This is a genomic window from Flavobacterium sp. KMS (genome assembly GCF_000813005.1).
In the GTDB taxonomy this organism is placed as follows: Bacteria; Bacteroidota; Bacteroidia; order Flavobacteriales; family Flavobacteriaceae; genus Flavobacterium.
Genome location: NZ_JSYP01000008.1, coordinates 133,940 through 159,998, shown reverse-complemented (window position 1 = coordinate 159,998; position 26,059 = coordinate 133,940). Strand labels below are relative to the sequence as shown.

The 26,059-nt window shown below is 32.1% G+C and carries 25 protein-coding genes; 17 read left to right on the top strand and 8 right to left on the bottom strand.

The annotated features are described in order from the left end of the window. The 5 genes from OA93_RS24090 to OA93_RS10210 form a co-directional block, all read left to right on the top strand. Window positions 1–1,189, top strand: a 1,189-nt coding sequence (locus OA93_RS24090) for a gliding motility-associated C-terminal domain-containing protein (protein ID WP_117615817.1), incomplete at its 5' end; no start/stop codon positions are given. A 53-nt stretch (window positions 1,190–1,242) separates the two neighbouring features. Next, entirely contained in the window at window positions 1,243–2,175 is a 933-nt protein-coding gene (locus tag OA93_RS10225; RefSeq protein WP_039113082.1) for a type IX secretion system membrane protein PorP/SprF, read from the top strand. 11 nt (window positions 2,176–2,186) lie between these two features. Continuing rightward, a complete protein-coding gene (locus tag OA93_RS10220) occupies window positions 2,187–4,121 on the top strand; it encodes an OmpA family protein (RefSeq protein ID WP_039113081.1) in 1,935 nt (644 codons plus the stop codon). A 126-nt stretch (window positions 4,122–4,247) separates the two neighbouring features. Then, window positions 4,248–6,251 carry an NAD-dependent DNA ligase LigA gene (ligA, locus tag OA93_RS10215; protein ID WP_039113080.1) on the top strand — a complete coding sequence of 668 codons (2,004 nt, stop codon included), beginning with the start codon at window positions 4,248–4,250 and terminating at the stop codon, window positions 6,249–6,251. Continuing rightward, window positions 6,241–6,930 (top strand): lysoplasmalogenase family protein, encoded by a 690-nt coding sequence (locus tag OA93_RS10210; RefSeq protein ID WP_039113079.1) that lies wholly within the window; start codon window positions 6,241–6,243, stop codon window positions 6,928–6,930. Before ligA ends, OA93_RS10210 begins: the two co-directional genes overlap by 11 nt. Here the strand turns inward: OA93_RS10210 and OA93_RS10205 are convergent. After that, the gene (locus tag OA93_RS10205; protein ID WP_039113078.1) at window positions 6,920–7,831 is read right to left on the bottom strand and encodes a metallophosphatase; all 912 of its coding nucleotides are present in this window, start codon (window positions 7,829–7,831) and stop codon (window positions 6,920–6,922) included. The genes OA93_RS10210 and OA93_RS10205 overlap by 11 nt on opposite strands. A gap of 65 nt (window positions 7,832–7,896) precedes the next feature. Further along, window positions 7,897–8,676, bottom strand: a complete 780-nt coding sequence (locus OA93_RS10200; protein WP_039113077.1) for a 5'-nucleotidase — start codon at window positions 8,674–8,676, stop codon at window positions 7,897–7,899. A 47-nt stretch (window positions 8,677–8,723) separates the two neighbouring features. Here OA93_RS10200 and OA93_RS10195 point away from each other — a divergent pair, with 47 nt between their 5' ends. The 12 genes from OA93_RS10195 to OA93_RS10140 all read left to right on the top strand — a co-directional run bounded on the left by OA93_RS10195 (window position 8,724) and on the right by OA93_RS10140 (window position 20,577). After that, on the top strand, window positions 8,724–9,248 hold the full coding sequence (locus tag OA93_RS10195) for a hypothetical protein (RefSeq protein ID WP_039113076.1): 525 nt from the start codon (window positions 8,724–8,726) through the stop codon (window positions 9,246–9,248). A gap of 1 nt (window position 9,249) precedes the next feature. Beyond that, window positions 9,250–10,131, top strand: a complete 882-nt coding sequence (gene dapA, locus OA93_RS10190) for a 4-hydroxy-tetrahydrodipicolinate synthase (protein WP_039113075.1) — start codon at window positions 9,250–9,252, stop codon at window positions 10,129–10,131. A 136-nt stretch (window positions 10,132–10,267) separates the two neighbouring features. Further along, a complete protein-coding gene (gene bamD, locus OA93_RS10185) occupies window positions 10,268–11,062 on the top strand; it encodes an outer membrane protein assembly factor BamD (RefSeq protein ID WP_039113093.1) in 795 nt (264 codons plus the stop codon). 9 nt (window positions 11,063–11,071) lie between these two features. Then, a complete protein-coding gene (locus OA93_RS10180; protein WP_012025451.1) occupies window positions 11,072–11,389 on the top strand; it encodes a DNA-directed RNA polymerase subunit omega in 318 nt (105 codons plus the stop codon). A gap of 9 nt (window positions 11,390–11,398) precedes the next feature. Continuing rightward, window positions 11,399–12,610 carry a bifunctional phosphopantothenoylcysteine decarboxylase/phosphopantothenate--cysteine ligase CoaBC gene (coaBC, locus tag OA93_RS10175; protein WP_039113074.1) on the top strand — a complete coding sequence of 404 codons (1,212 nt, stop codon included), beginning with the start codon at window positions 11,399–11,401 and terminating at the stop codon, window positions 12,608–12,610. Continuing rightward, a complete protein-coding gene (locus tag OA93_RS10170) occupies window positions 12,603–13,487 on the top strand; it encodes a DUF4835 family protein (protein WP_039113073.1) in 885 nt (294 codons plus the stop codon). The genes coaBC and OA93_RS10170 overlap by 8 nt, the downstream gene beginning before the upstream one ends. Window positions 13,488–13,538: 51 nt before the next feature. Then, window positions 13,539–15,191, top strand: a complete 1,653-nt coding sequence (gene recN, locus OA93_RS10165) for a DNA repair protein RecN (protein WP_039113072.1) — start codon at window positions 13,539–13,541, stop codon at window positions 15,189–15,191. A gap of 107 nt (window positions 15,192–15,298) precedes the next feature. Continuing rightward, entirely contained in the window at window positions 15,299–16,489 is a 1,191-nt protein-coding gene (gene fabV / locus OA93_RS10160; protein ID WP_039113071.1) for an enoyl-ACP reductase FabV, read from the top strand. A 128-nt stretch (window positions 16,490–16,617) separates the two neighbouring features. Further along, entirely contained in the window at window positions 16,618–17,619 is a 1,002-nt protein-coding gene (locus tag OA93_RS10155) for a glycosyltransferase (protein WP_039113070.1), read from the top strand. A 1-nt stretch (window position 17,620) separates the two neighbouring features. Further along, complete coding sequence (coaE, locus tag OA93_RS10150) at window positions 17,621–18,217, top strand: dephospho-CoA kinase (protein WP_039113069.1); 597 nt, start codon at window positions 17,621–17,623, stop codon at window positions 18,215–18,217. A 59-nt stretch (window positions 18,218–18,276) separates the two neighbouring features. Beyond that, window positions 18,277–19,857 (top strand): HAMP domain-containing sensor histidine kinase, encoded by a 1,581-nt coding sequence (locus OA93_RS10145; protein ID WP_035620893.1) that lies wholly within the window; start codon window positions 18,277–18,279, stop codon window positions 19,855–19,857. Window positions 19,858–19,860: 3 nt separating this feature from the next. Next, the gene (locus OA93_RS10140; protein WP_035620894.1) at window positions 19,861–20,577 is read left to right on the top strand and encodes a response regulator transcription factor; all 717 of its coding nucleotides are present in this window, start codon (window positions 19,861–19,863) and stop codon (window positions 20,575–20,577) included. 272 nt (window positions 20,578–20,849) lie between these two features. On the opposite strand, the gene OA93_RS10135 is transcribed toward OA93_RS10140, so the two are convergent. The 6 genes from OA93_RS10135 to OA93_RS10110 all read right to left on the bottom strand — a co-directional run bounded on the left by OA93_RS10135 (window position 20,850) and on the right by OA93_RS10110 (window position 26,047). Next, entirely contained in the window at window positions 20,850–21,593 is a 744-nt protein-coding gene (locus OA93_RS10135; RefSeq protein ID WP_039113068.1) for an acyl-ACP thioesterase domain-containing protein, read from the bottom strand. A gap of 12 nt (window positions 21,594–21,605) precedes the next feature. Continuing rightward, a complete protein-coding gene (gene miaA / locus OA93_RS10130) occupies window positions 21,606–22,529 on the bottom strand; it encodes a tRNA (adenosine(37)-N6)-dimethylallyltransferase MiaA (RefSeq protein ID WP_039113067.1) in 924 nt (307 codons plus the stop codon). A gap of 154 nt (window positions 22,530–22,683) precedes the next feature. After that, a complete protein-coding gene (locus tag OA93_RS10125) occupies window positions 22,684–23,523 on the bottom strand; it encodes an ion transporter (RefSeq protein ID WP_039113066.1) in 840 nt (279 codons plus the stop codon). Between the two features lie 30 nt (window positions 23,524–23,553). Further along, window positions 23,554–24,915, bottom strand: a complete 1,362-nt coding sequence (locus OA93_RS10120; protein WP_039113065.1) for an exonuclease domain-containing protein — start codon at window positions 24,913–24,915, stop codon at window positions 23,554–23,556. Window positions 24,916–24,994: 79 nt separating this feature from the next. Further along, on the bottom strand, window positions 24,995–25,348 hold the full coding sequence (locus OA93_RS10115; protein ID WP_039113064.1) for a four helix bundle protein: 354 nt from the start codon (window positions 25,346–25,348) through the stop codon (window positions 24,995–24,997). Window positions 25,349–25,387: 39 nt separating this feature from the next. Continuing rightward, the gene (locus OA93_RS10110; protein WP_039113063.1) at window positions 25,388–26,047 is read right to left on the bottom strand and encodes a YggS family pyridoxal phosphate-dependent enzyme; all 660 of its coding nucleotides are present in this window, start codon (window positions 26,045–26,047) and stop codon (window positions 25,388–25,390) included. Window positions 26,048–26,059: the final 12 nt, after the last annotated feature.

Below are 26,059 nucleotides of genomic sequence, written 5' to 3'. Positions count from 1 at the left end.
AACTAATTGTGAGAGTTCAGTTCGTTTATTAGTAACAGTAACAGTAACCGATCCTGCAACGCCAACTACAAATAACGCAACTCAAAGTTTCTGTTTGACAAATGCACCAACAGTAGCAAGTCTTCAGGTAAATGAAACTGGTGTAGTTTGGTACAATGTTGCAACAGGAGGAACTCCATTAGCGCCAGGAACGTTGCTAGTTGCAGGTACGTATTATGCAGCTTTAAAAGATGCGACCACAGGTTGTGAAAGTAGTTTGAGATTAAGTGTACAGGTCAACTTTACAGGTAATGATCCGGTTACAATAACTCCAAGCAAAGCAGCTCCTTGCGTTTTTGATGAGATTATGTATACAACTGCAAGCGGAATGTCAAATTATAATTGGACAATCACAGGAGGTGGTACTATTACAGCTGGAGGTCTAGCTACCGATAATTTTGTAACAGTTTCATGGCCAGCAATAGGACCAGCAAGTGTAAGTGTTTCTTATTCTAATCAATGTAATGAGACAAATAGTAAATTACTAACCCTTGCAGTTGCAACTTGTTCAGATATAACAATGAGCAAAACGGTAGATAATCCAACTCCTAACATTAATGATAAAGTTACTTTTACTGTAACAGTAAATAATGTAGGATCAGGAGACTTTATAGATACAATAGTTAGTGAAATTTTGCCAACAGGATATGATTTTATAAGCGCACAAACTACTACTGGAACATATAGCAATATAACTGGAGCATGGAATATTCCAGTATTAAATGCTAATGAAAGCGCAGTACTTACTGTAGTAGTTCAAGTATTACCAACAGGAAATTACCTAAATGTAGCCACGGTTGTTGTTTCAAATCCAATAGATTCTGACACAACAAATAATCACGGTGAAGCTTCTGTAACTCCTGTATGTTTAGTGGTTTATAATGAATTTACTCCTAATAATGATGGTGCAAATGATGTTTTCAAAATAGATTGTATTGAAAATTATCCAAACAATAGTTTAAATGTTTATAACAGATACGGATCATTAGTTTATAAACAAGACCATTATAATAACGATTGGGACGGAATAGCAAATGTTTCGGGAGCAATTAACAAAGGAGATAAATTACCAGCGGGAACATATTATTATGTTCTGGATATTGGTGCAGATGGAGTAGTTAAAACAGGTTGGTTATCTATTATTAGATAACCCCCTGTTAACATAAATCATCAAATTAAATTAACTGACTAAATAGTTATAGTATGAAACTAAGTGTAAAATTTATAGAGTCCTATTTTTTAATATTTTGCGGGTTTGTATCGTTCTTTGCTAATGCGCAACAAGATCCTGAATATACACAGTATATGTACAACACAATGGTTATTAATCCAGCTTATGCGGGTTCTACAGGATACTTGGAGGCAGTATTATTACATCGATCACAATGGGTTGGTATAGATGGTGCGCCACAAACACAATCGCTTTCTGTACAAGCACCATTAAGAAATGAAAAAATAGGTTTGGGACTAAGTGTTGTCAATGATAAACTAGGACCATCAAATGAGCTGTATCTAGATGGTAATTTTTCATATTCCATACCATTAGGGTATGAAAAAAGATTAGCATTTGGGTTAAAAGCAGGAATGCGAATGATGAACATAGACTGGTCAAAAGGCCGATACTATGATGGCAATGATGCATTGTTAAATACTAATATAAATAATGTTATTAAACCTTCAATAGGAGCAGGGGTATATTACTACACCGACAGGTGGTATGCAGGAGCATCCGTACCTAGCTTTATAAGAAGTGATTATTATAATGATATACAAGAATCGATAGATTATGATAGATTGCATTATTATTTTATGGGAGGATATGTATTTGATTTGAGTCCAAGTTTAAAATTTAAACCTGCATTTTTAGCCAAACTGGTAAGTGGAGCACCAATGTCTGTAGATGTTTCTGCCAATTTTATGCTTCAGGAAAAAGTAGTGCTAGGAGTATCCTACCGCTTTGATGATTCGGTTAGTGCATTGGCAGGATTTCAAATTTCGCCAAGTTTTTACATCGGATACTCATATGATTATACCGTAACCAATTTGAATAAATACAACGATGGTTCCCATGAATTCATATTGCGTTATCAATTTCATAAAGATCCAAGTAAAATTAAATCTCCAAGATTCTTTTAAAAACCTGACCTATGAAAAAATTCTATATACTTAGTTTGCTATTTAGCTTTGTATCAATTTTGGCGCAAACAAACTTAAAAAAAGCCGACGCTTTATTTAAAAATTACTCCTATACAGATGCTGCAAAAGCATACGAAGAGTGTTTGCAAAAAATAGATAAACCATCGGTTCAAACTTTAAAGAATGCAGCCGACTCGTATTATTTTATTTCCGATAATCGAAATGCTTTAAAATGGTATCAAAAGCTATATGAAGTTCAAGGAGATAACCTATCCGATATTTATTATCTAAGATACATTCAATCCATGAAAGGAGTTATGGATTATGATAATGCGGATAAAGTAACCAAAGAATACTTAAATAAAAAAGGAGATCAAAAAGAGATAGACAGATATATCTATCAAAAGAAATTATTAGATAGTTTATCAAAAGCAAAATCACTTTATACTTTAAAAAATATTGCTATTAATACCGATAAATCTGATTTTGGAGCAACTTTTTATGGAGATAAAGTAGTATTTACATCGGCAAGAGATACAGGTAATTTTGATAAAAAATTATACAATTGGAACAAACAACCATTCTTGAATTTATATGTAGCCGAAAGAAGTGCGATTGATGGGAGTTTATTCAATGAAGTACTTTTTATACCTAATGTAATGTCCAAGTATCATGAGGCAACAGTAACCTTTAGCCCAGATTGGAAAACCATGTATTACACAACCAATATTCTTAAAAAGAATAAATTGGTAATAGATGAATCCAGAACCAATAACTTCCAGATTATAAAAGGAACAATAGAAGATAACAAATTAGTTAAAACCGAAAAAGTATTTTTTGATAGTGATAAATACTCAGTAGGGCATCCATATTTAAGTGATGATGGCAAAATGTTATTCTTTGCTTCGGATATGCCAGGAGGTTATGGAGAAACCGATTTGTACGTTGTAAAGATAGCCGATGATGGTACAATGAGTTCACCACAAAATTTAGGACCAACAATTAATACACTTGGTAATGATGTTTTTCCTTCATATAGAAATGGAGTACTTTATTTTTCATCAGATGGACATTATGGTTTAGGCGATTTAGATGTATATGAAAGTAAACTATCGGGAGAATTAAATTTTTCTGCTCCTAGAAATTTAGGTGCACCAATAAATAGTAATAAAGATGATTTTTCATTTGTAATAGATCCCAAAGAAAATTACGGTTATGTATCATCAAATCGTGCACAAGGAAAAGGAGATGATGATATTTATTATTTTACCAAAGGAAAACCTATCTGTAATCAACTCGTTTCTGGTCAGGCAATAAATACCAAAACCAAGAAAGGTTTAAGCGATACATTTATTATAGCATATGATGTTTATGATGCCGTTATTACCGAAACCAAAACCGATGCAGATGGAAATTATAAATTAGAAGTTCCGTGTAATAAACGAATAAAAATGACGGCCAATAAGCCAAATTTTAGCGGAGACGAAAAATTTATAGAAACTACAAAAGATAACAATGCCGAGATAAAAGACGTTAATTTCTATCTTAGTAATTATGATGATTTAGTAGTTAAAAAAGATGGAGTAGAAAAAGTAGATATCAATCCTATTTTCTTCGATTATGATAAATCAAATATCAATCCTCAAGCCGCAGCCGAATTGGATAAAGTTGTATTTGTGATGCAAAAATTCCCTAAGATTAAAATTAAAATCGAGTCACATACAGATTCCAGAGGTAAAGACGCTTATAATATGAAGCTTTCGGATGCCAGAGCAAAATCTACTCAAACTTACATTCTTTCTAAAGGTATTGAAGCTTCAAGAATTGCAAGTGCAATAGGTTATGGAGAAAGCCGATTGGTGAATAAATGTAGTAATGGTGTAAAATGTACTGAACAAGAGCATCTTGCTAACAGACGTTCAGATTTTATTGTAATAGAAAAATAATGTTCAAAAAACTTTGTGAAAACCATTCTTAAAAGAGTGGTTTTTTTGTTTTTAATTATACTTTTGAATGTCTATTTTAGACAAACTTTTTTAGGATAATAAAAGACAATCGAATTATAATAAAATATGAATATTCAGGATTCCATACAAGCTTTAAGAGATGAACTAAACGTGCATAATTACAATTATTATGTACTTGATAATGCTACAATATCAGATTATGAATTTGATTTGAAATTAAAGCAACTTCAGGAATTAGAAGATCAGCATCCAGAATTTTTTGATGAAAATTCACCAACTCAACGAGTAGGAGGAACAGTAACCAAAAATTTCCAGACAGTAGCTCATGAATATCGTATGTATTCATTAGATAATTCATATTCAAAAGAAGATTTGGTCGATTGGGAAACCAGAGTTCAAAAAGTATTAGGAAACGTTGATTTACAATATACTTGCGAATTAAAATATGATGGAGCTTCGATAAGTATTACTTACGAAAACGGAAAATTAAAACGTGCAGTTACTCGAGGTGATGGATTTCAGGGAGATGATGTAACCAATAATATCAAAACCATAAAATCGATTCCGTTACAACTAAAAGGAAATTATCCACCAGTTTTTGCAATTCGTGGCGAAATAATTTTGCCATTTGCAGGATTCGAAAAAATGAATCAGGATTTAATCGAAATAGGAGAAACACCCTATTCAAACCCAAGAAACACAGCTTCAGGAAGTTTAAAATTACAAGATAGCGCTGAGGTTGCCAAAAGACCATTAGAGTGCTTACTTTATTTTGTAACGGGTAATAATTTACCTTTCTCCTCACAGTATGAAGGACTAGAACTAGCAAGAAAATGGGGATTTAAAGTACCTGTCGAAGCTAAACTGGCTAACAATTTACAAGAAGTATTTGACTTTATAGATTATTGGGATGTGCATCGTCATGAGTTACCTTATGAAACCGATGGAGTAGTAATAAAAGTAAATAGTATTCAGCACCAGGAAGAGTTAGGTTATACATCTAAATCACCTCGTTGGGCAATTGCATATAAATTTAAATCAGAGCAGGTTTCGACCAAATTAAACTCGATTTCGTACCAAGTAGGAAGAACAGGGGCAATTACGCCAGTTGCAAATCTAGAGCCAGTACAATTGGCAGGAACAATTGTAAAACGAGCTTCTTTGCATAATGCCGACCAAATAGAAAAATTAGACATTAGAATAAATGATACCGTTTTTGTAGAAAAAGGAGGGGAAATCATTCCGAAAATCATCGCAGTCGATTTAACACAACGTCCAGCAGATGCAGAATCTACAAAATACATTACACATTGTCCAGAATGTAATACAGAGTTAGTTAGGTCAGAAGGAGAAGCAAATCATTATTGCCCTAATTTTTACGGATGTCCACCACAGATTATAGGTAGAATCCAGCATTATATTTCAAGAAAAGCAATGGATATTGAAGGACTTGGAGGAGAAACCGTAGCGTTACTTTTTAATAATGGATTAGTTCATAATTACGCCGATTTATATGAGTTAACTGTAGAGCAGATTTTGCCTTTAGATAGAATGGCTCAAAAATCGGCAGAAAACCTTGTAAAAGGAGTAGAGAATTCTAAAAAAATCCCATTCGAGAGTGTTTTGTTTGCACTCGGAATCCGATTTGTAGGAGAAACAGTAGCCAAAAAATTGGCTAAACATTACAAAAATATTGACGCATTGAGCCAAGCCACTTTAATGGATTTAGTTTTGGTAGATGAAATAGGAGAGCGTATTGCAAAAAGCGTGATAGAATTTTTTGAGAACGATGAAAATAAGAGAATCATTGAACGCTTAAAAAGTTACGGAGTGCAATTTGAGATTGTCGAAAAAATCAATCCAAATGCAACTACCAAATTTGAAGGAAAAACTTTTGTAGTTTCGGGTGTTTTCTCTAAATTTTCAAGAGATGATATCAAAAAAACTATCGAAGATAATGGAGGTAAAGTAGGAAGTTCAATTTCTGCCAAAACTGATTTTGTTGTTGCCGGTGAAAATATGGGGCCAGCTAAATTAGAAAAAGCTAATAAATTGAATATCCCTATAATTTCAGAAGATGATTTTATAACCAAATTAAATGAAAGCTAACACACCGTCATTAATTCTTTACTTCTTAGCATTAACATTAACAATTATCTTTGATTTCTTAGAGCAAGATTTTATTGGTATGTACGCAAAGGCAATAGTAGTGCCTTCAATATTTATATATTATCTTATTACAACCAATTATAAGATAAGTATAATTCAGGGATTTATTTTTGCACTTTGTTTTATTGGAGAAGTATTTAATTTAATGGAGGTAGAGGCTTCAGAGTTGGGTTCACTCTTCTCTTTTTTATTAGTCTATTTGTTATTGCTAAGATTAATAATAGAAGATTATCGAAAAATAAAATTAAGAAAAAACGACTATTTGCCAGTAGCAATAGTCGTTTTGTTTATTATATACCTTTTAGTATCTGTTCTCGGGTTACAATACGAGAAAGTAGGTCAGAACCATTTTATTTATACCATATACGGTATCGTATTGAGTGTGTTGGGCTGTGTCTCATTTATTAGTTATATAACCAAAGGTACGTATCTCACCCTTTTAGTAACGTTGATGACAACTTGCTTTATCTTCTCAGACATCTTTTTTATTTTTAACCAATCCTTTGATCATTCAGTAGTATTGGCCTTAATAAGAGATACGACCCAAATGTTGTCCTATTATTTTATGGTAAAATATTTTATCCAAAAAAGAATCGAAAATATTCGGGTTAGACAATAATAGATTTTCCTTGAGCCGATTTTGTTTTATCATTATTAAGATAAAAGTCAATTCTTCCTAAATTAATCCCGTAACATCCTACCTGATTAACTAAGACATCTTCACCAGCTTTATTTTTTACAACAGTAGGCTTATCAAGAAAAGTATGCGTGTGTCCACCAATAATCAAATCGATATCCTGAGTTAGTTCAGCTAGTTTTAAATCACAGATTTTAGCAGCATCATCACGATATTTATAACCCAAATGAGATAGACAAATTACTAAATCACATTTTTGTTCTTTTTTAAGAATTCGAACCATATCAGTAGCTGTTTCTACAGGATCATTGTAAACAGTTTCCTTATACATTAATTTATCTACCAATCCATCAAGTTGAATTCCTAAACCAAATACACCTATTTTTATACCATCTTTATTAAAAATCTTGTACGGTTTTACAAGCCCGTCCATTACAGTATTTTTAAAATCATAGTTAGAAGAGATAAACTCAAATTTAGCATGAGGCATTTGTGCATATAATCCATCTAAACCATTATCAAAATCATGATTACCAATTGTAGACGCATCATATTTCATCATACTCATTAGTTTAAACTCCAGTTCACCACCATAATAATTAAAGTAAGGAGTTCCCTGAAAAATATCTCCGGCATCCAATAAAAGAACGTTTGGATTTTCTTTACGAATTACATCAATCAAAGCAGCACGTCTAGATACACCACCCATGTTTGCATTACGAGGATCATCAGCAGGAAAAGGGTCAATATGACTGTGAACATCATTGGTATGTAATATAGTTATGTGTTTTACATTTGATGATGTAAAACTGCTCATAGATAAACCCAAACTCAATAATGCTGTACTAGCAGCGGTTTTTTCAATAAAATCTCTTCTTTTCATTTTAATTTATTTTGCGGTAAAACGCTTGAACCCAAAGTTCTTAAATATTTTTTTAATTGATTATCTTATTCTTGTGTTACTCGGACATCATTAGGAACCGGAATTGTATCAACAGATTTAAAATAATCAATAAGAATGTCTCGTAGTTTGTAATTTAAATCATATTTCTGAACACTCTTTTTAAAGAAGTTCATATTGTCACCACCATTTGCTAAGTAATCATTTGTGGCAACATAATAAATTTTGTCTTTTTCAACAGGTTTACCCTGAACTAAAACATTCGTAGCAGTATTATTCTTAGTTATAGTAAAAGTCATCCCAGAAAGAGGATGAGGTTTCTTTTCACCAATAAAATAGGTAACCATTTCCAGAATCTGTTCTCCTTTTAGAGCCATAACAACTAGACTGTTTTCAAAAGGCATAATTTCAAATGCATTTCTGGCAGTAACATTCCCTTTAGGAAGAATTGCTCGAATCCCACCATGATTAAGAAAACAAATATCAAGATCTTTTTTCTCTCTGGCTTTAAAAACTAAATTCCCTCTTTGCAGGCATACATCAGCCATTAAGTTACCAATAGTTGTTTGCCATTTACCAGTACTTTTATCCAGTGTTTGAGGACAATAAGCAAGCACACTATCTAAATCTTTATTAATGTGCTCTCTGTAAGGCTTAATAAAATTCTCAATCTCGGGAGTTTGATTTTGAGTACTTGTAATAGGAATTAGTTTACCTTCAATTTTTGAAACTTGATAAGTTTGTTTGCTACAAGAAACTCCAAAAAAAAGTGTTAAGAATATAACAAAAAGTTTTAAAAATCCGTTATACTTTTTTAGTTTTACCATCTTAAATGCGACTTAAATAATTAATTTTGTAATCTAGTAAAAGTACTATGTTTTTAAATTATACAAAGGTTTTTTTTGTAAAAAAATCGTTAAAGAAAAATCTTAATAATGTAAAAAACGGTGCATTTACTAATGATATACAAAAGGTTGGTTTACTTATAGATGAAAGTCATTTTTCAGAAAAAGAAGCTTTACTAGCCGAATTGGTATCAAAAGGAATTGAGAAAAAGAACATCAAAATTATTGTTTATAAAGACAAATTCAATAAAAAAGAGACGTATTCTTGTCCAACTTTTGGGATTGATCATCTTAATTGGAATGGAAAGATTGCCGAAGGATTTTTAAAAGACTTTGTAAACGAAAAATTCGATTTATTAATAAGTTATTATGATATCGAAAAAGTAATGCTGATGCTTGTAACACAAAATTCGAATGCCAGGTTCAAAGTTGGTTTTGCATCAATTGATAAAAGATTAAATCGATTGATGATTGATACCAACGTTCGGGAATATAAAATTTTCGTGAATGAATTATTTAAATATTTAAAAAACATTAAACCAAATACAATCTAATATGCAATCATTAATAGGAACAGGCGTTGCACTAGTAACTCCTTTTAAAGAAGATTTTTCAATTGATACAGAAGCATTACAAAGAATAGTTAATTTTTCTGTAGATGGAGGAGTTGAATATCTTGTAGTTATGGGTACAACTGCAGAAAACGCAACATTAACTCAAGACGAAAAGGAACTTGTTATCACTACAGTTATTAATGCAAATAAAGGAAGATTACCTTTAGTATTAGGAGTAGGAGGAAATAATACAATGCAAATTGTTGAAGAATTAAAAACTAGAGATTTTTCAGCTTTTGAAGCTATATTATCAGTATCACCTTATTATAACAGACCTACGCAAGAGGGAATTTATCAGCATTTTAAAGCTATTGCCGAAGCATCACCAATACCAGTAATATTATATAATGTTCCAGGAAGAACATCTAGTAATATGTTGCCATCAACAGTTATACGTTTAGCAAATGATTTTGCAAATGTAGTTGCAATAAAAGAAGCTGCAGGAGATTTGGTACAAGCAATGCAATTGCTTAAAAATAAACCAAGTGATTTTCTCGTTATATCGGGAGATGATATGATTGCTTTGCCAATAATTTTGGCAGGAGGTTCAGGTGTTATATCAGTTATTGGACAAGGTTTTCCAAAAGAATTTTCAGAAATGATTCGTTTAGGATTGAATAGAAAAGTAAATGAAGCATTTAAAACACAATACTTTTTATCAGATTGTATTGATATGATTTTTGAGCAAGGGAATCCAGCAGGAATAAAACAAGTGTTTAAATCACTTGGTATTGCTGAGAATGTTGTAAGATTACCGCTTGTTGCAGCCGATGAATCACTTGCAAATCGCATTGATGAATTTGTTAAAAAAAGCATTAAATAAAAATAAAAAACGAGGTATTTTATTATACCAAAAAATATTTTGTAGTAGCTAAATTAATAACTAAATTTGCCACCGAAACTTCGGTGTGGTTTTACTTGGATATAAACATCCTGGGAATCATAATAAAAGTAAAAAAATGAAAAAAATAATATCTGTATTGTTTGTAGTTGTTCTTTTTTGTTCTTGTAGTGATTATCAAAAAGCACTAAAAAATGATGATGTAGCAGCAAAATTTGAAATTGCAACAAAAATGTACGATGCCGGAAAGTATACTAAAGCAATTCGTTTGTTTGAGCAACTTGCAGCATCATATAGAGGAAAGCCTCAGGCAGAGAAATTATTTTATATGTTTTCTCAATCTTATTATAAAACAAAACAGTATTATTTAGCTGGATATCAATTCGAGAGTTTTGTTTCTGGATATCCAAGAAGTGAAAAAGTAGAAGAAGCAGCTTATTTAGGAGCAAAAAGTTATTCGATGTTGTCACCAGTATATAGTTTAGATCAAACAGATACTAATAAAGCTATCGATAAGTTACAGGCTTTTATAGATAATTATCCAAATTCACAATATATAGTAGAGGCAAATGCAAGTCTTAAAGCATTAACTACTAAATTGGAGAAAAAAGCATATGAAAATGCAAAAGGATATAATACTATCTCAGATTTTAAATCGGCGATAGTAGCATTTGATAATTTTGTTGGAGAGTATCCTGGAACAGAATTCAAAGAAGATGCATTGTATTATAAATTTGATTCAGCATATCAGTTAGCAATTAACAGTATTTCAGCAAAAATGGAAGACCGTTTAAAAGTGGCTAAAACTGCATATTCTAATTTAATGAAATATAAAAGTGATACTCATTACAAAGTGAAAGCTGATGAGATGAATGAGAGAGTTGAAAAAGAGTTACAAAATTTTACTAAATAAAATAAAGTCATGGATTTAAAAAAGACGAATGCTCCAGTAAATACAATTACCTACAATAAAACGGTTATTGAAGAGCCTACAGGTAATGTGTATGAGGCAATAACTATTATGGCTAAAAGAGCAAATCAAATTAATTCTGAAATTAAAAAGGAATTGACTGAAAAGTTAGAAGAATTTGCTACCTATAATGACAGTCTTGAAGAAGTTTTCGAAAACAAAGAACAAATCGAAGTTTCTAAATTTTACGAAAAATTGCCTAAACCACACGCTTTAGCAGTTCAAGAGTGGTTAGACGGTAAAACATACCACAGAAATTCAAATAAATAATACAGTACCATGTCAGTTTTAAACGGTAAGAAAATTTTACTAGGAGTTTCTGGTGGAATTGCAGCCTATAAAACAGCATCATTAGTACGACTTTTTATAAAAGCAGGTGCCGAGATTCAAGTAATCATGACACCTGCTTCTAAGGATTTTGTAACGCCACTTACGTTATCAACCTTATCAAAAAATCCTGTACATTCTTCTTTCTTTAATCAAGAAGATGAAAATGAAAAATGGAACAATCATGTCGAATTAGGACTTTGGGCTGATTTGATGATTATTGCTCCAGCTACCGCAAATACAATGTCAAAAATGGCAAACGGTACTTGTGATAATCTATTGATAGCAGCTTATTTATCGGCAAAATGTCCAATTTACTTTGCACCAGCAATGGATTTGGATATGTATAAACATCCCTCGACGTTAGCGAGTTTTTCGTTATTAAAACAGTTTGGAAACAGTATTATTCCTGCTGAAAGCGGAGAGTTGGCTAGTGGTTTGTCTGGAGAAGGTCGTATGGCAGAACCAGAAAATATAATTGCATTTTTAGAAGCTGATTTAGAAAGTAAATTACCTCTTAAAGGGAAAAAGTTTTTAATCACAGCTGGTCCAACATACGAAGCAATAGATCCAGTACGTTTTATAGGAAACCATTCCTCAGGAAAAATGGGGTTTGATATTGCATCAGAAGCAGCAAACTTAGGAGCTTCGGTTATTCTTGTTGCGGGACCTACAAATTGTAAAGTTACAAACACATCAGTAAAAGTAATTTCGGTAACATCAGCACAAGAAATGTATGATGCATGTCATGAATATTTCTCAGATGTAGATGTTGCAATTGCAGCAGCAGCAGTTGCGGATTATAGACCGAAAATAGTTGCATCGCAAAAAATAAAGAAAGCTTCAGAAGATTTTACAATTGAGCTGGAAAAAACAAAAGATATCTTATTGTCATTAGGGGAAATAAAGAAAAAACAATTTTTGATTGGATTCGCTTTAGAAACTGAAAATGAAATTGAGAATGCAAAGCTGAAAATTCAGAAAAAAAACTTAGATTTGATAGTTCTAAATTCGTTACAGGATAAAGGAGCAGGTTTTGGTGGGGGAACTAACAAAGTAACCTTTATTGATAGGGCTTTTGCCATCGAACCAATGGAATTAAAATCCAAAGAAGCAGTTGCAATTGATATTTTAAATAAGGTGATAAAGCATTTTCATGAATAAAATACTTACTTTTTTGTTGTTTTTAACTTTTGGCCTTACGCAGGCGCAACAGTTAAATTGTACGGTAACCGTAAACTCACAAATGCTTCCTAATGCCAATCAGCAAGTTTTTAAAACATTGCAGACAGCATTGAGTGAATTTGTAAACAATACAGATTGGACAGGGAGTTTGCTAAAGCAAAATGAAAAAATAAACTGTTCGATGTATATTACAATTACATCAAATAACTCAGATCAGTTTTCGGGTACAATACAAATACAATCCTCTCGATTAATTTATAATTCTACTTACTCATCTCCAGTATTCAATTTTAATGATAAGGATTTAAGTTTTAGATATACTGAATTTGAAAATTTATTATACAATCCAAATGTTTTCGAATCAAATCTTGTTTCTATAATGACTTTTTATAGCTACATGATTTTAGGAATGGATGCTGATACTTTTATGCCAGCATTAGGAAATCCTTTTTTCGAGACTGCTCAAAGTATTGCCAATGTAGCTCAACAAGGAGGATATAAAGGCTGGAGTCAGGCTGATGGAGTACAAAATCGTTATTTCTTAATTAACGATATGCTTTCTCCAACATATAATGACTTGAGACAATGTGTTTATGGGTATCATACAGGTTTAGATGTAATGAATCAGGATTTAAAGCTAGCCAAAGAAAAAATTAAAACTTCGTTATCGCTTATAGGGAAACTAAATGCAACGAAACCAAATGCTTTTTTAACGCGTGTCTTTTTTGATGCTAAATCAGATGAAATTGTATCTATATTTACAGGAGGGCCAAGTGTTCCTATAGCAGATTTAGTAGAGAATTTAAATAGAGTTTCGCCAATGAACTCTGCTAAATGGTCGCAGATTAAATTTTAAGCATTCTATTAAAATTGCTTATTTCCAAAACTTATATTACAAAAAAGAGATATGATTACTTCATTGTCAATAAAAAATTATGCACTGATTGAAAAATTATCAATTGATTTTTCAAAAGGCTTTTCTATAATTACTGGTGAAACAGGAGCGGGAAAGTCGATAATATTGGGTGCATTAGGCTTAGTTTTAGGTAAAAGAGCCGATTTGACTTCATTGAAAAATAAAGAAGAAAAATGTGTAATCGAAGCACATTTTAAAATTTCTAAATACAATCTGGAAGCTTTTTTTGAAGCTAATGATTTAGATTATGAAGAAGATACTATAATAAGACGCGAAATTTTGCCTTCGGGAAAATCACGTGCTTTTATAAATGATAGTCCTGTAAATCTTCAGGAATTGCAAGAGTTGAGTTTGTATTTAATAGATATTCATTCACAACAGCAAACCCAGGAACTTTCAGAAGAGAGCGTACAATTTCAGATTATTGATGCAATTGCTGATAATTTTGGTGTTATTACAGATTATCAAAATGTTTTAAAAAAATATAAGTCAGATAAAACAAAGCTGAATTCCCTTCTTAAAAAACAAAGCGAATCGGCTAAAGAGCAAGAATACAATACCTTTCTTTTAAATGAATTAGTTGCTGCACAATTAAAATCAGGACAACAAGAAGAGCTGGAAGAAGAATTTGAAAAACTTAACAATGTTGAGATTATCAAAGAATCATTAGATAAATCTTTGGCTATAGCCAATGAAGAACAATTTGGAGTAATCCAGAATCTTAATGAAATAAAAGCTTCTTTACATAAAATTGCTACTTTCTCGACGGAATATGGAGCTTTATTTGAAAGAATAACGAGTCTGGCAATAGAGTTTGATGACGTTTCGGGTGAATTGCAAAAAGCATCAGAGAAATTGCTGAACGATCCGGCTCAGCTTGATTTTATCAGTCAGAAATTGCAGGTTATTTATAATTTACAAAAAAAGCATCAAGTTGCTTCGGTTGATGATTTAATTGAAATTCAAACTAAACTAGAAAATTCAGTTCTGGAATTAGGTAATATCGAAGAAGAAATAGCAAAATTAACCACTTCGATTGAGCAAAAAACAATGGAGTTGGATGCTTTTGCAAATAAAATTCATGAAAACAGAATTGCTGCAATACCATTATTGTCAGATAAATTAATAACAATTTTAGAAACATTAGGAATGCCAAATGTTCGTTTTAAAATTGATATTAATTATGGGGAAACATATTTCCCGAACGGAAAAGATGAACTTCAGTTTTTATTTTCTGCAAACAAAGGAACCGATTTTGGGTTACTTAAAAAAGTTGCTTCAGGAGGGGAAATGTCACGTATAATGCTTGCAGTAAAAGCAATTTTGGCACAATACTCTAAATTGCCAACATTAATTTTTGATGAAATCGATACAGGAGTTTCAGGAGAAATTGCTGTTAGAATGGGAGAGATAATGAAAGAGATGAGTCAGCAAATGCAAATCTTTGCAATAACTCATTTACCGCAGATAGCGGCAAAGGGAGAATCTCATTTTAAAGTATTTAAGTCAACAGTAGATGATGATACACAATCAGAATTAAAGCTTCTGTCGCAAGAAGAACGAGTAATGGAAATAGCTCAAATGTTGTCAGGTTCAGTCGTTTCAGATTCGGCTTTAAATCATGCTAAAGCCTTGCTTAACTAAAAAAATGGATTATATTTGTCAATCAAAATAAACGGTCTTGCCAAGTAAAAAACGGTAGTTAAATACCATCATTTTATAAAATAAAAATAAAAAACAGTTCCAAAATTATGATTATAGAACCAAGAATGAGAGGATTCATTTGTTTGACATCACACCCAAAAGGATGCGAACAAAATGTAAAAAATCAAATAGAATATATAAAATCTAAAGGACCAATTGAAGGTGCTAAAAAAGTATTAGTAATTGGAGCATCAACAGGTTTTGGATTGGCTTCTAGAATTACAAGTGCATTTGGATCTAATGCCGCTACAATTGGAGTGTTTTTTGAAAAACCACCAGTTGAAGGAAAAACAGCTTCTCCAGGATGGTATAACTCAGCAGCTTTTGAAGCAGAAGCTCACAAAGCAGGATTATATGCAAAAAGTATCAATGGTGATGCTTTTTCTAACGAAGTAAAACAACAAACATTAGACTTGATTAAAGCTGATTTAGGTCAGATTGATTTAGTTATTTATAGCTTAGCTTCTCCAGTTCGTTTGCACCCTGTTACAGGAGTATTGCATCGTTCAGTTTTAAAACCAATCGGAAGTACGTTTACTAATAAAACTGTTGATTTTCATACAGGAAATGTAACAGAGGTTTCTATCGAGCCATGTACAGAAGAAGAGATTGCTAACACTGTTGCAGTAATGGGCGGTGAAGATTGGTCAATGTGGATGGATGCATTGAAAAAAGAAAACCTATTAGCTCCTGGAGCTACAACAGTTGCTTATTCTTATATTGGGCCATCTTTAACAGAGGCGGTTTACCGTAAAGGAACTATCGGTCGTGCTAAAGATGATTTAGAAGCTACAGCATTTGCTATTACAGATAGCTTAAAAGATTTAGACGGAAAAGCATACGTTTCAGTAAATAAAGCATTAGTTACACAAGCAAGTTCAGCAATTCCAGTTATTCCTTTATATATCTCATTATTGTACAAAATTATGAAAGCCGAAGGTCTTCATGAAGGATGTATCGAGCAAATTCAGCGTTTGTTCCAAGATAGATTATATACAGGAAAACCAATTCCTACAGACGAAAAAGGAAGAATCCGTATCGATGATTGGGAAATGCGTGAAGATGTTCAGGAAAAAGTAGCTAAGTTATGGTTGGAAGCAACTACAGAAACATTGCCGGCAATTGGAGATTTGGCTGGATACAGAAACGACTTCTTAAACTTATTCGGATTTGAATTTGAAGGAGTAGATTACAAAGCAGACACAAACGAAGTAGTTGGGATAGAAAGTATCAAATAATCCAACTGAATTTATATAATTATTTAAAACCATCAACCCAAAGTTGGTGGTTTTTTTATGGATATAACTTACCTTTGTTAAAATTTTACAGTTAAAACAAATACTACCTTAATACCGCATACCTAATTATGGTGTTTTCTTTAATTATACCAGTGTATAATCGTCCTGACGAAGTTGATGAGCTATTAGAAAGCTTATTATTATCTGAATATAAAGAGCCTTTTGAAATCGTACTTGTAGAAGATGGTTCAACATTGCCATGCGATGACATAGTTCAGAAATATCAAGGAAAATTAAATATTTCCTATTATTTTAAAGAAAATTCAGGACCTGGAGATTCCAGAAATTTTGGAATGCGTAAAGCATTAGGAGATTACTTTATCATTTTTGATTCAGATTGTATTATCCCACCTGATTATTTATCAGAAGTTGATAAAGCACTAAGAGAAGATTATGTAGATTGTTTTGGTGGTCCGGATAAAGCATTGGCTAGTTTTTCGAATATTCAGAAAGCAATTAATTTTGCCATGACATCTTTCCTTACAACAGGAGGGATAAGAGGAGGCTCAGAGAAAATAGGCAAGTTCCAGCCGCGTAGCTTTAATATGGGGTTATCTAGAAAAGGATTTGAAGCATCAAAAGGATTTGGTAACATTCACCCTGGCGAAGACCCTGATTTGTCTATACGTTTATGGAATTTAGGTTTCGAAACCAGACTTTTCTCTAGAGCTTATGTATATCATAAACGAAGAATCGATTGGGATAAATTTTCGATTCAGGTAAATAAATTTGGAAAAGCCAGACCAATACTTAATAGTTGGTATCCCCAATATAATAAACTTACTTTTTTCTTTCCAACTTGTTTTATTTTGGGACTTGTTTTGGCGGTTATTATATTGCTGTTTTTCAATATTGATATATTATTACAGTTGTATTTTGTTTATTTTGTCATAATTTTTATAGTATCGACAATTCAAAATAAGAGTTTAAAAATTGGATTTTTATCAGTTATTGCAGTTTGGAAGCAATTTTATGGTTACGGAATTGGGTTTTTAGAATCATTTATTAAGATAATAATCTTAAAGAAAAAACCACAAGAAGCATTTCCGGGATTATTTTTTAAGATTTAATATGACAAAAGTAATAGGCTTAACAGGAGGTATTGGTAGTGGTAAAACTACCATAGCAGGGTATTTTAATGAAATGGGAATTCCTGTTTATATTGCCGATGATGAGGCTAAAAAAGTCATGCAATCCGATGAAATAATTGCCGCTATTCATGAAACTTTTGGTGCTGAAATTTTTGATAATAATACATTAAATAGAGCCAAATTGGCTGATATTGTTTTTAATAATGCAGATAAATTAGCATTACTCAATGCAATTGTACATCCTGCTGTAAAAATGGATTTTGAGAATTGGTTACTAAAGCATAAAAAAGAGCCCTATATAATTTACGAAGCAGCAATTTTGTTTGAAAGCGGACGTTATAAAGAATGTGACATTATAATTACGGTTACCGCACCCCAGGAAACCAGAATTGAGAGGGTAATGAATCGCGATAAAACTACTCGCGAACATGTTTTAAAAAGGATGAATATGCAATGGAACGATGAACAGCGTTTTGCTAATAGTAATTATATTATTCATAATTTGAATCTTAAAATTGCTAAGCAAGAAGTTGTTAAAATTCTTAAAATTTTAGATATTAAACAAAATCACTCTTAAATGTTAATATTTGGTTAATGTATTATTTAGTATATTGTTAAAATATTAATTTTGTTTCGATGAATAAATTGTTTTTTAGAATTCTTGTTTTATTGATGAGCTTATCCTTAATAGGGATAATTCTTGTTCAGGTATATTGGTTTACTTCTTCGTTTAAAAATAATGACGAACAGTTTAAGTTTCATGTTAAACAAGTTATTGGAAATGTAGCCGATAAGCTACAACAGCAAGAAGCCTATAGTTTTTATGATAAATACAATCATTATAAAGATAGTACAGGTAAAGTACCACAAAAAAATGATTTGTTAGAATTTTATTACGTTCAAAAAAATCCTAGAACAAATAAAACAATTGTATATTCAAATAGTATTATATCAGAAGATTATAATATAAATGGCTCGTTCTTTGATAAGAAATTTAGTAGCGAAAGGTTTAAGAATTTTAATTCTAAGCGTACAACCGAAGTTTATAATAATAACAGTATAGATAATTCGTTGCAACAAAGCATAATACCAGATGTAAAGATTGAGAAATCAGGAAATCTGGATGTTTTAGATAACGCACAATTTGAGATATTCTTTAAAGACATTGCTTCGGCAATGCCAATTAACGAAAGAATCACCAAAGAGAAGCTACAAAAGCTTCTGAAAAAAGAATTAGAAGAGTACGGTGTAAAAACAAAATTTGAGTTTGGAATTTATAGTAGCGGTATTGCTACCAAAATTAAATCGGATGGGTTTAAATATGATAAAGAATCAACCTACTCGATACCAATTTTTGCAGATAATGAAGGGAATAACAAATATGAGTTATCGGTAACATTTCCTCACAAGAAGAAATTTTTACTATCAGAGTTAGTAAGTATAACCATATTGTCAATCATATTTACGCTTATTATTATAATTGCATATACAAGTGCATTGAATCAGTTAATACGTCAGAAACATATATCTGAAATTAAAACAGATTTTATAAACAATATGACGCATGAGTTTAAAACTCCAATTGCAACAATAAATCTGGCTTTGGATGCCATTAAAAATCCTAAAATAATCGAAGATAAAGAGAAGGTCTTTAGGTACCTTCAGATGATACGGGACGAGAATAAACGAATGCACGCTCAGGTTGAGAATGTATTACGAATCTCTAAATTAGAGAAAAGTGAATTGGATATCAACAAAGAACCGACCGAAATCCATGGGATTATCGATGATGCAATTGAGCATGTAAGTTTGATTCTTGAGGATAGACAAGGTACTATTACAAATCATTACGATGCAGCCAGAGCGACAGCATTAATTAATGAAGTACATTTTACCAACGTCTTAGTTAATATCTTAGAGAATGCTATAAAGTATTCGCCAGGTATTCCTAAAATAGAAATTTTTACAGAGAACATTAAAGATATGATTCTTATAAAAGTAAAAGATAATGGATTAGGAATGAGTAAAGTGGCTCAAAAAAGAGTTTTTGAGAAATTTTACAGAGAACACACGGGAGATTTACATAATGTTAAAGGCCACGGATTGGGCTTATCATATGTAAAAAGGATAGTAGAAGACCATAATGGTCAAGTCTATGTAGAAAGTGAAAAAGGGAAAGGTAGTACCTTTATAATAAAAATACCACTAATAAATTAAAATATGGAAAATATCAATAAAAGAATTCTTTTAGTAGAAGATGACCTTAATTTTGGTGCAGTTCTTAAAGACTATTTAATGCTAAATGACTTTGAAGTTACATTGGCAAAAAACGGAATGGAAGGCTTCGAGAAATTCAAGAAAGACGTATACGACTTATGTATTCTTGATGTCATGATGCCATATAAGGACGGATATACATTAGCAAAAGAAATCAGAGAGAAAAATAGCGAAGTGCCTATTATCTTTTTAACAGCAAAATCTATGAAAGAGGATGTGTTAAAAGGGTACAAAGCAGGAGCAGATGATTATTTGAACAAGCCATTTGATTCAGAAGTATTATTAATGAAAATCAAAGCGATTATTCAAAGAAAATCTTCTGATACTAAAGCTGAGCAAGTTCAGTTTGAGTTTAACATTGGTAAATTTCATTTAAATTCAAAACTTAGATTTTTAACTTTTGAAAATGAAGAGCCAATAAAGTTATCTCCAAAAGAAAACGAATTATTGAAAATGTTAATCCTTCATGAAAATGATTTAATGCCAAGAGAATTAGCATTAACAAAAATTTGGAGAGATGATAATTACTTTACTTCAAGAAGTATGGACGTTTATATCGCCAAACTTAGAAAGTATCTTAAACCAGACGAAGATGTTGAAATTCTTAACATCCACGGTGAAGGTTTTAGACTAGTTGTTAAAAACAAAGTAACTGCATAAAAAAAAAGCTTCGAGAAATCGGAGCTTTTTTTTTGTAACTATTTCCTGCTTTCCGTTACAAGATTTTTCATAAAAAAGGCATTTCCTATGATTAAAAACGAGCTTCCGCTGGTCGCTGTTTTTATTCAGGAAATGTTTTTTTTATTTCAAAATGCTTTTCACTACAATCAGGGTTAAGAGATGTTTATTTAAAATAGAATATGAATGTTTTGATTGATAATCCTGCAAGGTTTTTAATCTTGCAGGATATTAAAATGTTAGTTCTGAAAACCTTATTTCTTCCAGTTAAGTTGTAATGCGAAGCAAGATTTATCGCCTTTTGTAATACTAAAAGTTGAGTTGTCTTCAGTTTCACTTTCGTGTATTACAACAGCATCATTTAAGGATAATTCTTTTAGGAAATTCATTTCGAAACTTTCGATTTCCTGATTCAGAATATGTTTTGGGTCAACGTGATCCAAACACCATTCTAAGTATTTTACATTATTGGCATGGTTTACTATATCTAAATCGGATAGATAAACAGTTTTTTCAAAAACTGATTCTTTTTCTGGATTGATATTAATTTTAGAGAAACCTTCTTTTGTAGCTCTGTTATCTGGATATAACTCAAAATGGTCATAAGGAAGTGCTAATCCTTCAGGGCGACGTGCTTTTGTATTAAAAACTGCCCAGAATGTCTCGCTACCAATTATTTTTTTGCCGTTTACATACATTTCTAATGCACGAACAGAACGGGAATTCTCCAGACTGTTAATCCATGTTTTTACCGTTACTACATCTTGCCATTTAGGCAAAGCAGTAACTTCTACACGCATGCGGCTTAAAACCCAAGCTTGATCGAATTCCTGCATATCTGTAAAACTAATTCCTCCAACTTCTGAGTGGGCTGCGGCTGTTAGTTGTAAAAGATTGCACATATCGGTATATTTTAAATATCCATTTGGCGTACATTGTGTAAAATTGATTTCCCAGTCTTTGCTTAATACAGACGTGAAATTTGGTGAGATTGGCATGAGTCCTTTATCTTATTTTTTTATACTTTCTTCGATGAAGTTTATTACCTCATTTTTTGGAGTGAGATAATCAAACCATTTTGTGTTTTCATTGCGTTTGAACCAAGTTAACTGACGTTTTGCAAAGCGTCGGGTGTTTTTCTTGATTTCTTCGATTGCAAAGGGCAACGTAAATTCTTCATCAAAATAACTAAATAATTCTCGATATCCGACCGTTTGTAGTGCATTTAACGCTTTGTTAGGATAAAGGCTTTGTGCTTCTTCTAGTAAACCTTGGTTAAGCATTATGTCAACACGTTGGTTTATTCGGTCGTAAATTACAGCTCTGTCAGCTTCTAAACCAATTAAGACAGGAGTGAAATTTCGATTATTCTTTTTCTGATTTAAAAACGATGAATATGGCTTTCCTGTTCCTAAACAAACTTCGACAAAGCGCATCATTCGTTGCGGATTTTGTAATGTCTGAGGATTTTCAATAGTTAGTTTATCGTAATAAGCAGTATCTAGTCTTTTTAATTGCTCTTGTAGATACAAAATTCCGTTTTGTTCATATTCTAGTGCTACTTTTTCGCGAATTGTTGTATCGATTTCAGGAAATTCATCAAACCCTTTTAATACAGCATCTACATATAATCCGGAGCCACCTACAAGAATTACGTAATCATTGTGTTGGAATAGTTCTTCTAACTTGGTTATGGCTTCTTTTTCGTAATCGCCTACCGTATAGTTTTCGAAAATAGATATGTTCTGGATAAAATGATGTTTAGCGGCCTGTAGTTCGTCTTGATTGGGTACGGCTGTACCAATTGTCATTTCTTTGAAAAACTGACGGCTATCGCACGATATTATCTCGCACTTAAAATGTTGTGCCAAAGCAATACTTAAGGCAGTTTTACCTATAGCTGTTGGTCCGACGATGGTGATTAAGTATTTCATATTTTTTAGCCCAGATGGAAACGTAAACCCCGGACTTAGATTTGTTTATTTTTTTTGGTATAAAAGAGCGACTTTATGAAGCTCCTTTTATGCCTTAAAAAAATTACGAATGTAAGGAGGAGTTGTAGTACACAGCTGGAAATGGCTTCATAAATTAATTATCGGGTAATGTTTCGCCACATTCATAGCAATATTTTGCATTATCAAAATGAACTTGGGAATTGCATTTTAGACATTTCTTTTTTGTACTGATAGAGTTGCTTTTCAGGCTGCTTTTGGCAAATTCGGCTGTTACGATTCCAGTAGGAACGGCAATGATTCCGTAACCCATAATCATAACCAATGAGGCTAAAAATTGTCCTATTGGCGATGCAGGCGAGATATCACCATAACCAACGGTTGTTAGAGTTACAATTGCCCAGTAAATACCCATTGGGATGCTGGTAAAGCCGCTTTCTTTGCCTTCGACTACGTACATTAATGAGCCAATAATTACTGCACTAATAACTACAAAATAGATGAATACAAGGATTTTTTCTTTACTGGCTTCCATTGCTTCGCGAAGCTGTATGGATTGCTGTGAGATTTGTGGGATATGTAAAATCTTAAACAATCGGAAGAAACGTAGCACCCTCACAATTGTTAAAACATTTGTAGCAGGAAAAAATATAGATAAATACATGGGTAATATCGCCATTAAATCGATGATTCCATAAAAGCTAAAAACATATTTTATGGGTTTTTGTATCGAAATAATACGTAGAATGAACTCTATGGTAAAGAATACGGTGATTATCCATTCGCAAATAAGAAGTTGTGTATGGTATCTTTGATTGATTCCTTCTACGGTATCCATCATAACCAATAATACGCTTAGTAAAATAAGTCCTAGAAGTACCAAATCGAACAAGCGCCCTAAAACGGTATTGGTACCATAAAGGATGATTTGGGTTTTTTGCCTAAAAAGGTCGTATTTGGATTTTATTCTTGACATATCTGCGAAGATACTGAAAGTTAATATGTATTAAAAATGAATTACTTTTAATGATTTGCTTTTTCTCATGTAATTCTGAATTATGCTTTTGGCATCACGATTGTTTTGCATCGGAATTATGATGTTTTTCAGGATTTCGATGTTGGTAATCTGATAGTTTAAATCGTAAAAAGCATAGCCTTTATAAACACCATTTTCTATTAATACTGCACTGCGCTCGTTTATAGTTCGCCCACGGTCTACTAAAATCATGTTTTTGTTTTCGAAACTATAATCGGTAATAAAGTTTTGAACTCTTGCATTATATTCTTCGGGAGTGATTTCTCCGATACAGGCACCGTCGCATTCTTTTATTTTATATTGAAAACATTCTTTCTTAGTGAGATATAAACCAGTCAGTTTTTGGCACAATTTGTATTTATCGGTGATGAAAAACAAAGCGTTTTTTCCTTCTTGTAAACTTCCGTAAGAGGTGATTTCTTTTTTGCGTCCGTCGGTTTTCTGAAGTTTTAAGTTTAGATAACCGTTTTTGTCTTTTTCGGCGTATAATGAAAGCGGAAAAATAGTTTTTTTCTGCGAACGATTGTATTTGGGTTTATTGACTTTTATTTCTTCACTTTCTTTTAAAAGCGCAATAAGTTCGCTTCCTGTTTCATCATAAGTTACTGTAAATACTTCGGCTTGGATTTTTTTGCTTTTGGTATTTGTTCCTGTAAAATGCTGATTGATGCGTTTTTTTATGTTTCGGCTTTTACCAATGTATATTAAATTCCCACTTTCGTTATGAATGTAGTATACACCTGTTTTTGTAGGTGCTTGCGCTACAATATCTAATAATTTTGGCGCAATTCCTTTTTCGACTTCTAGTTTTATGAAGTCTTTTATGATTGTTTTTTCGGTATCTTTTTCCAGAAGCATTTTGAACAACTTTACTGTTGCCATTGCATCACCATTGGCACGATGTCTGTCGGCCATTGGAATTCCTAGTGCGCGAACTAGTTTTCCTAAGCTGTAAGAAGGTTGTTCTGGAATTAATTTTTTGGCTAGTTCGACTGTACAAAGCGTTTTGGCCTCGAAATCATATCCTAAACGGCGAAATTCTGTGCGTAAGATTCTGTAATCAAAAGAGGCATTGTGTGCTACGATAACGCAATCGGAAGTGATTTCGATAATTCGTTTAGCAACTTCAAAAAACTTTGGTGCTGAACGTAACATTGCATTACTAATACCTGTAAGCTTTACAACAAATGGCTGAATGGGGATTTCCGGGTTCACCAGACTAATGAATTGATCGACTACTTCATGACCATCAAATTTATAGATGGCAATTTCGGTAATTCCTTCTTCATTAAACTGTCCTCCAGTTGTTTCTATGTCTAGTATTGCGTACATTATCAATGTCAATTTCAAAAATCAATTTCAATATCAAAGTCAATAATAATTCTTAAAATTACTATTGGCGTTGTGATTGTTATTGACTGTTTTTATTTATTATCATTTTTGATGAAATTGCAATAAGTTGTTCTACTTCAATTAGAAGTTTATTTCTTTTATCGTTATCACCTTCTTTAATATAATTCAGAATTTTTAATGAGTTTCTTGATTCTTTTAACTCTTTTGCTACTAATGAAACTTTAAAAATAAAATCTTTATCAGTAATTGTACCTTGAGCTTCTCCAAAATTTAAGGAAGCGCTTCCGGATGATCTGATTAATTGATTTTTATAGTATTCGTTTTCAAATAATCTCTCCAATTGCCTTGTAAAGAAAATACATTCTCCTGCAAAACGAACTAACCTATCTTCAAAATTGAATATTTTTTCCATTAAGTATTGTTTTTTGCAATTGATATTGATTTTTGAAATTTATCTCCCTCCAAATATACTACTTCCAATTCTAACCATGGTACTTCCACATTCTATGGCAAGTTGGTAATCTCCGGACATTCCCATCGAAACAGTATTCAGTTTACAGTTTACAGGTTTTGTAGCTTGTAAAGAGTCAAAAATAGACTTTAAATGTGTGAATTCTTTTTTTATTTGGTTTTGATTTTCTGTAAAAGTTGCCATTCCCATTAAACCCAAAATTTGAATGTTTTTCATATTATGAAAATCTTCTGAGGCTAGGAGTGATGTGAGTTCTTTTTCGTCAAGACCAAATTTTGTTTCTTCTTCGGCAATATGCATTTGAAGCAGGCAATCTATAACTCGGTTGTTTTTTAACGCTTGTTTATTGATTTCCTGCAATAATTTTAAACTATCAACACCATGAATCAAGCTTACAAACGGAGCCATAAATTTTACTTTATTCGTTTGTACGTGTCCAATCATGTGCCATTGGATGTCTTTTGGCATTTCTTCCCATTTGTCTGTCATTTCCTGGATTTTGTTTTCTCCAAAAATACGCTGACCTGCTTCGTAGGCTTCCATTAAATCGGCAACAGGTTTGGTTTTAGAAACCGCAACTAATGTTACATGTTCTGGTAGAGAAGCTTTTATGGTACTTAGATTTACTTTAATAGACATTGTCTTTTTGTT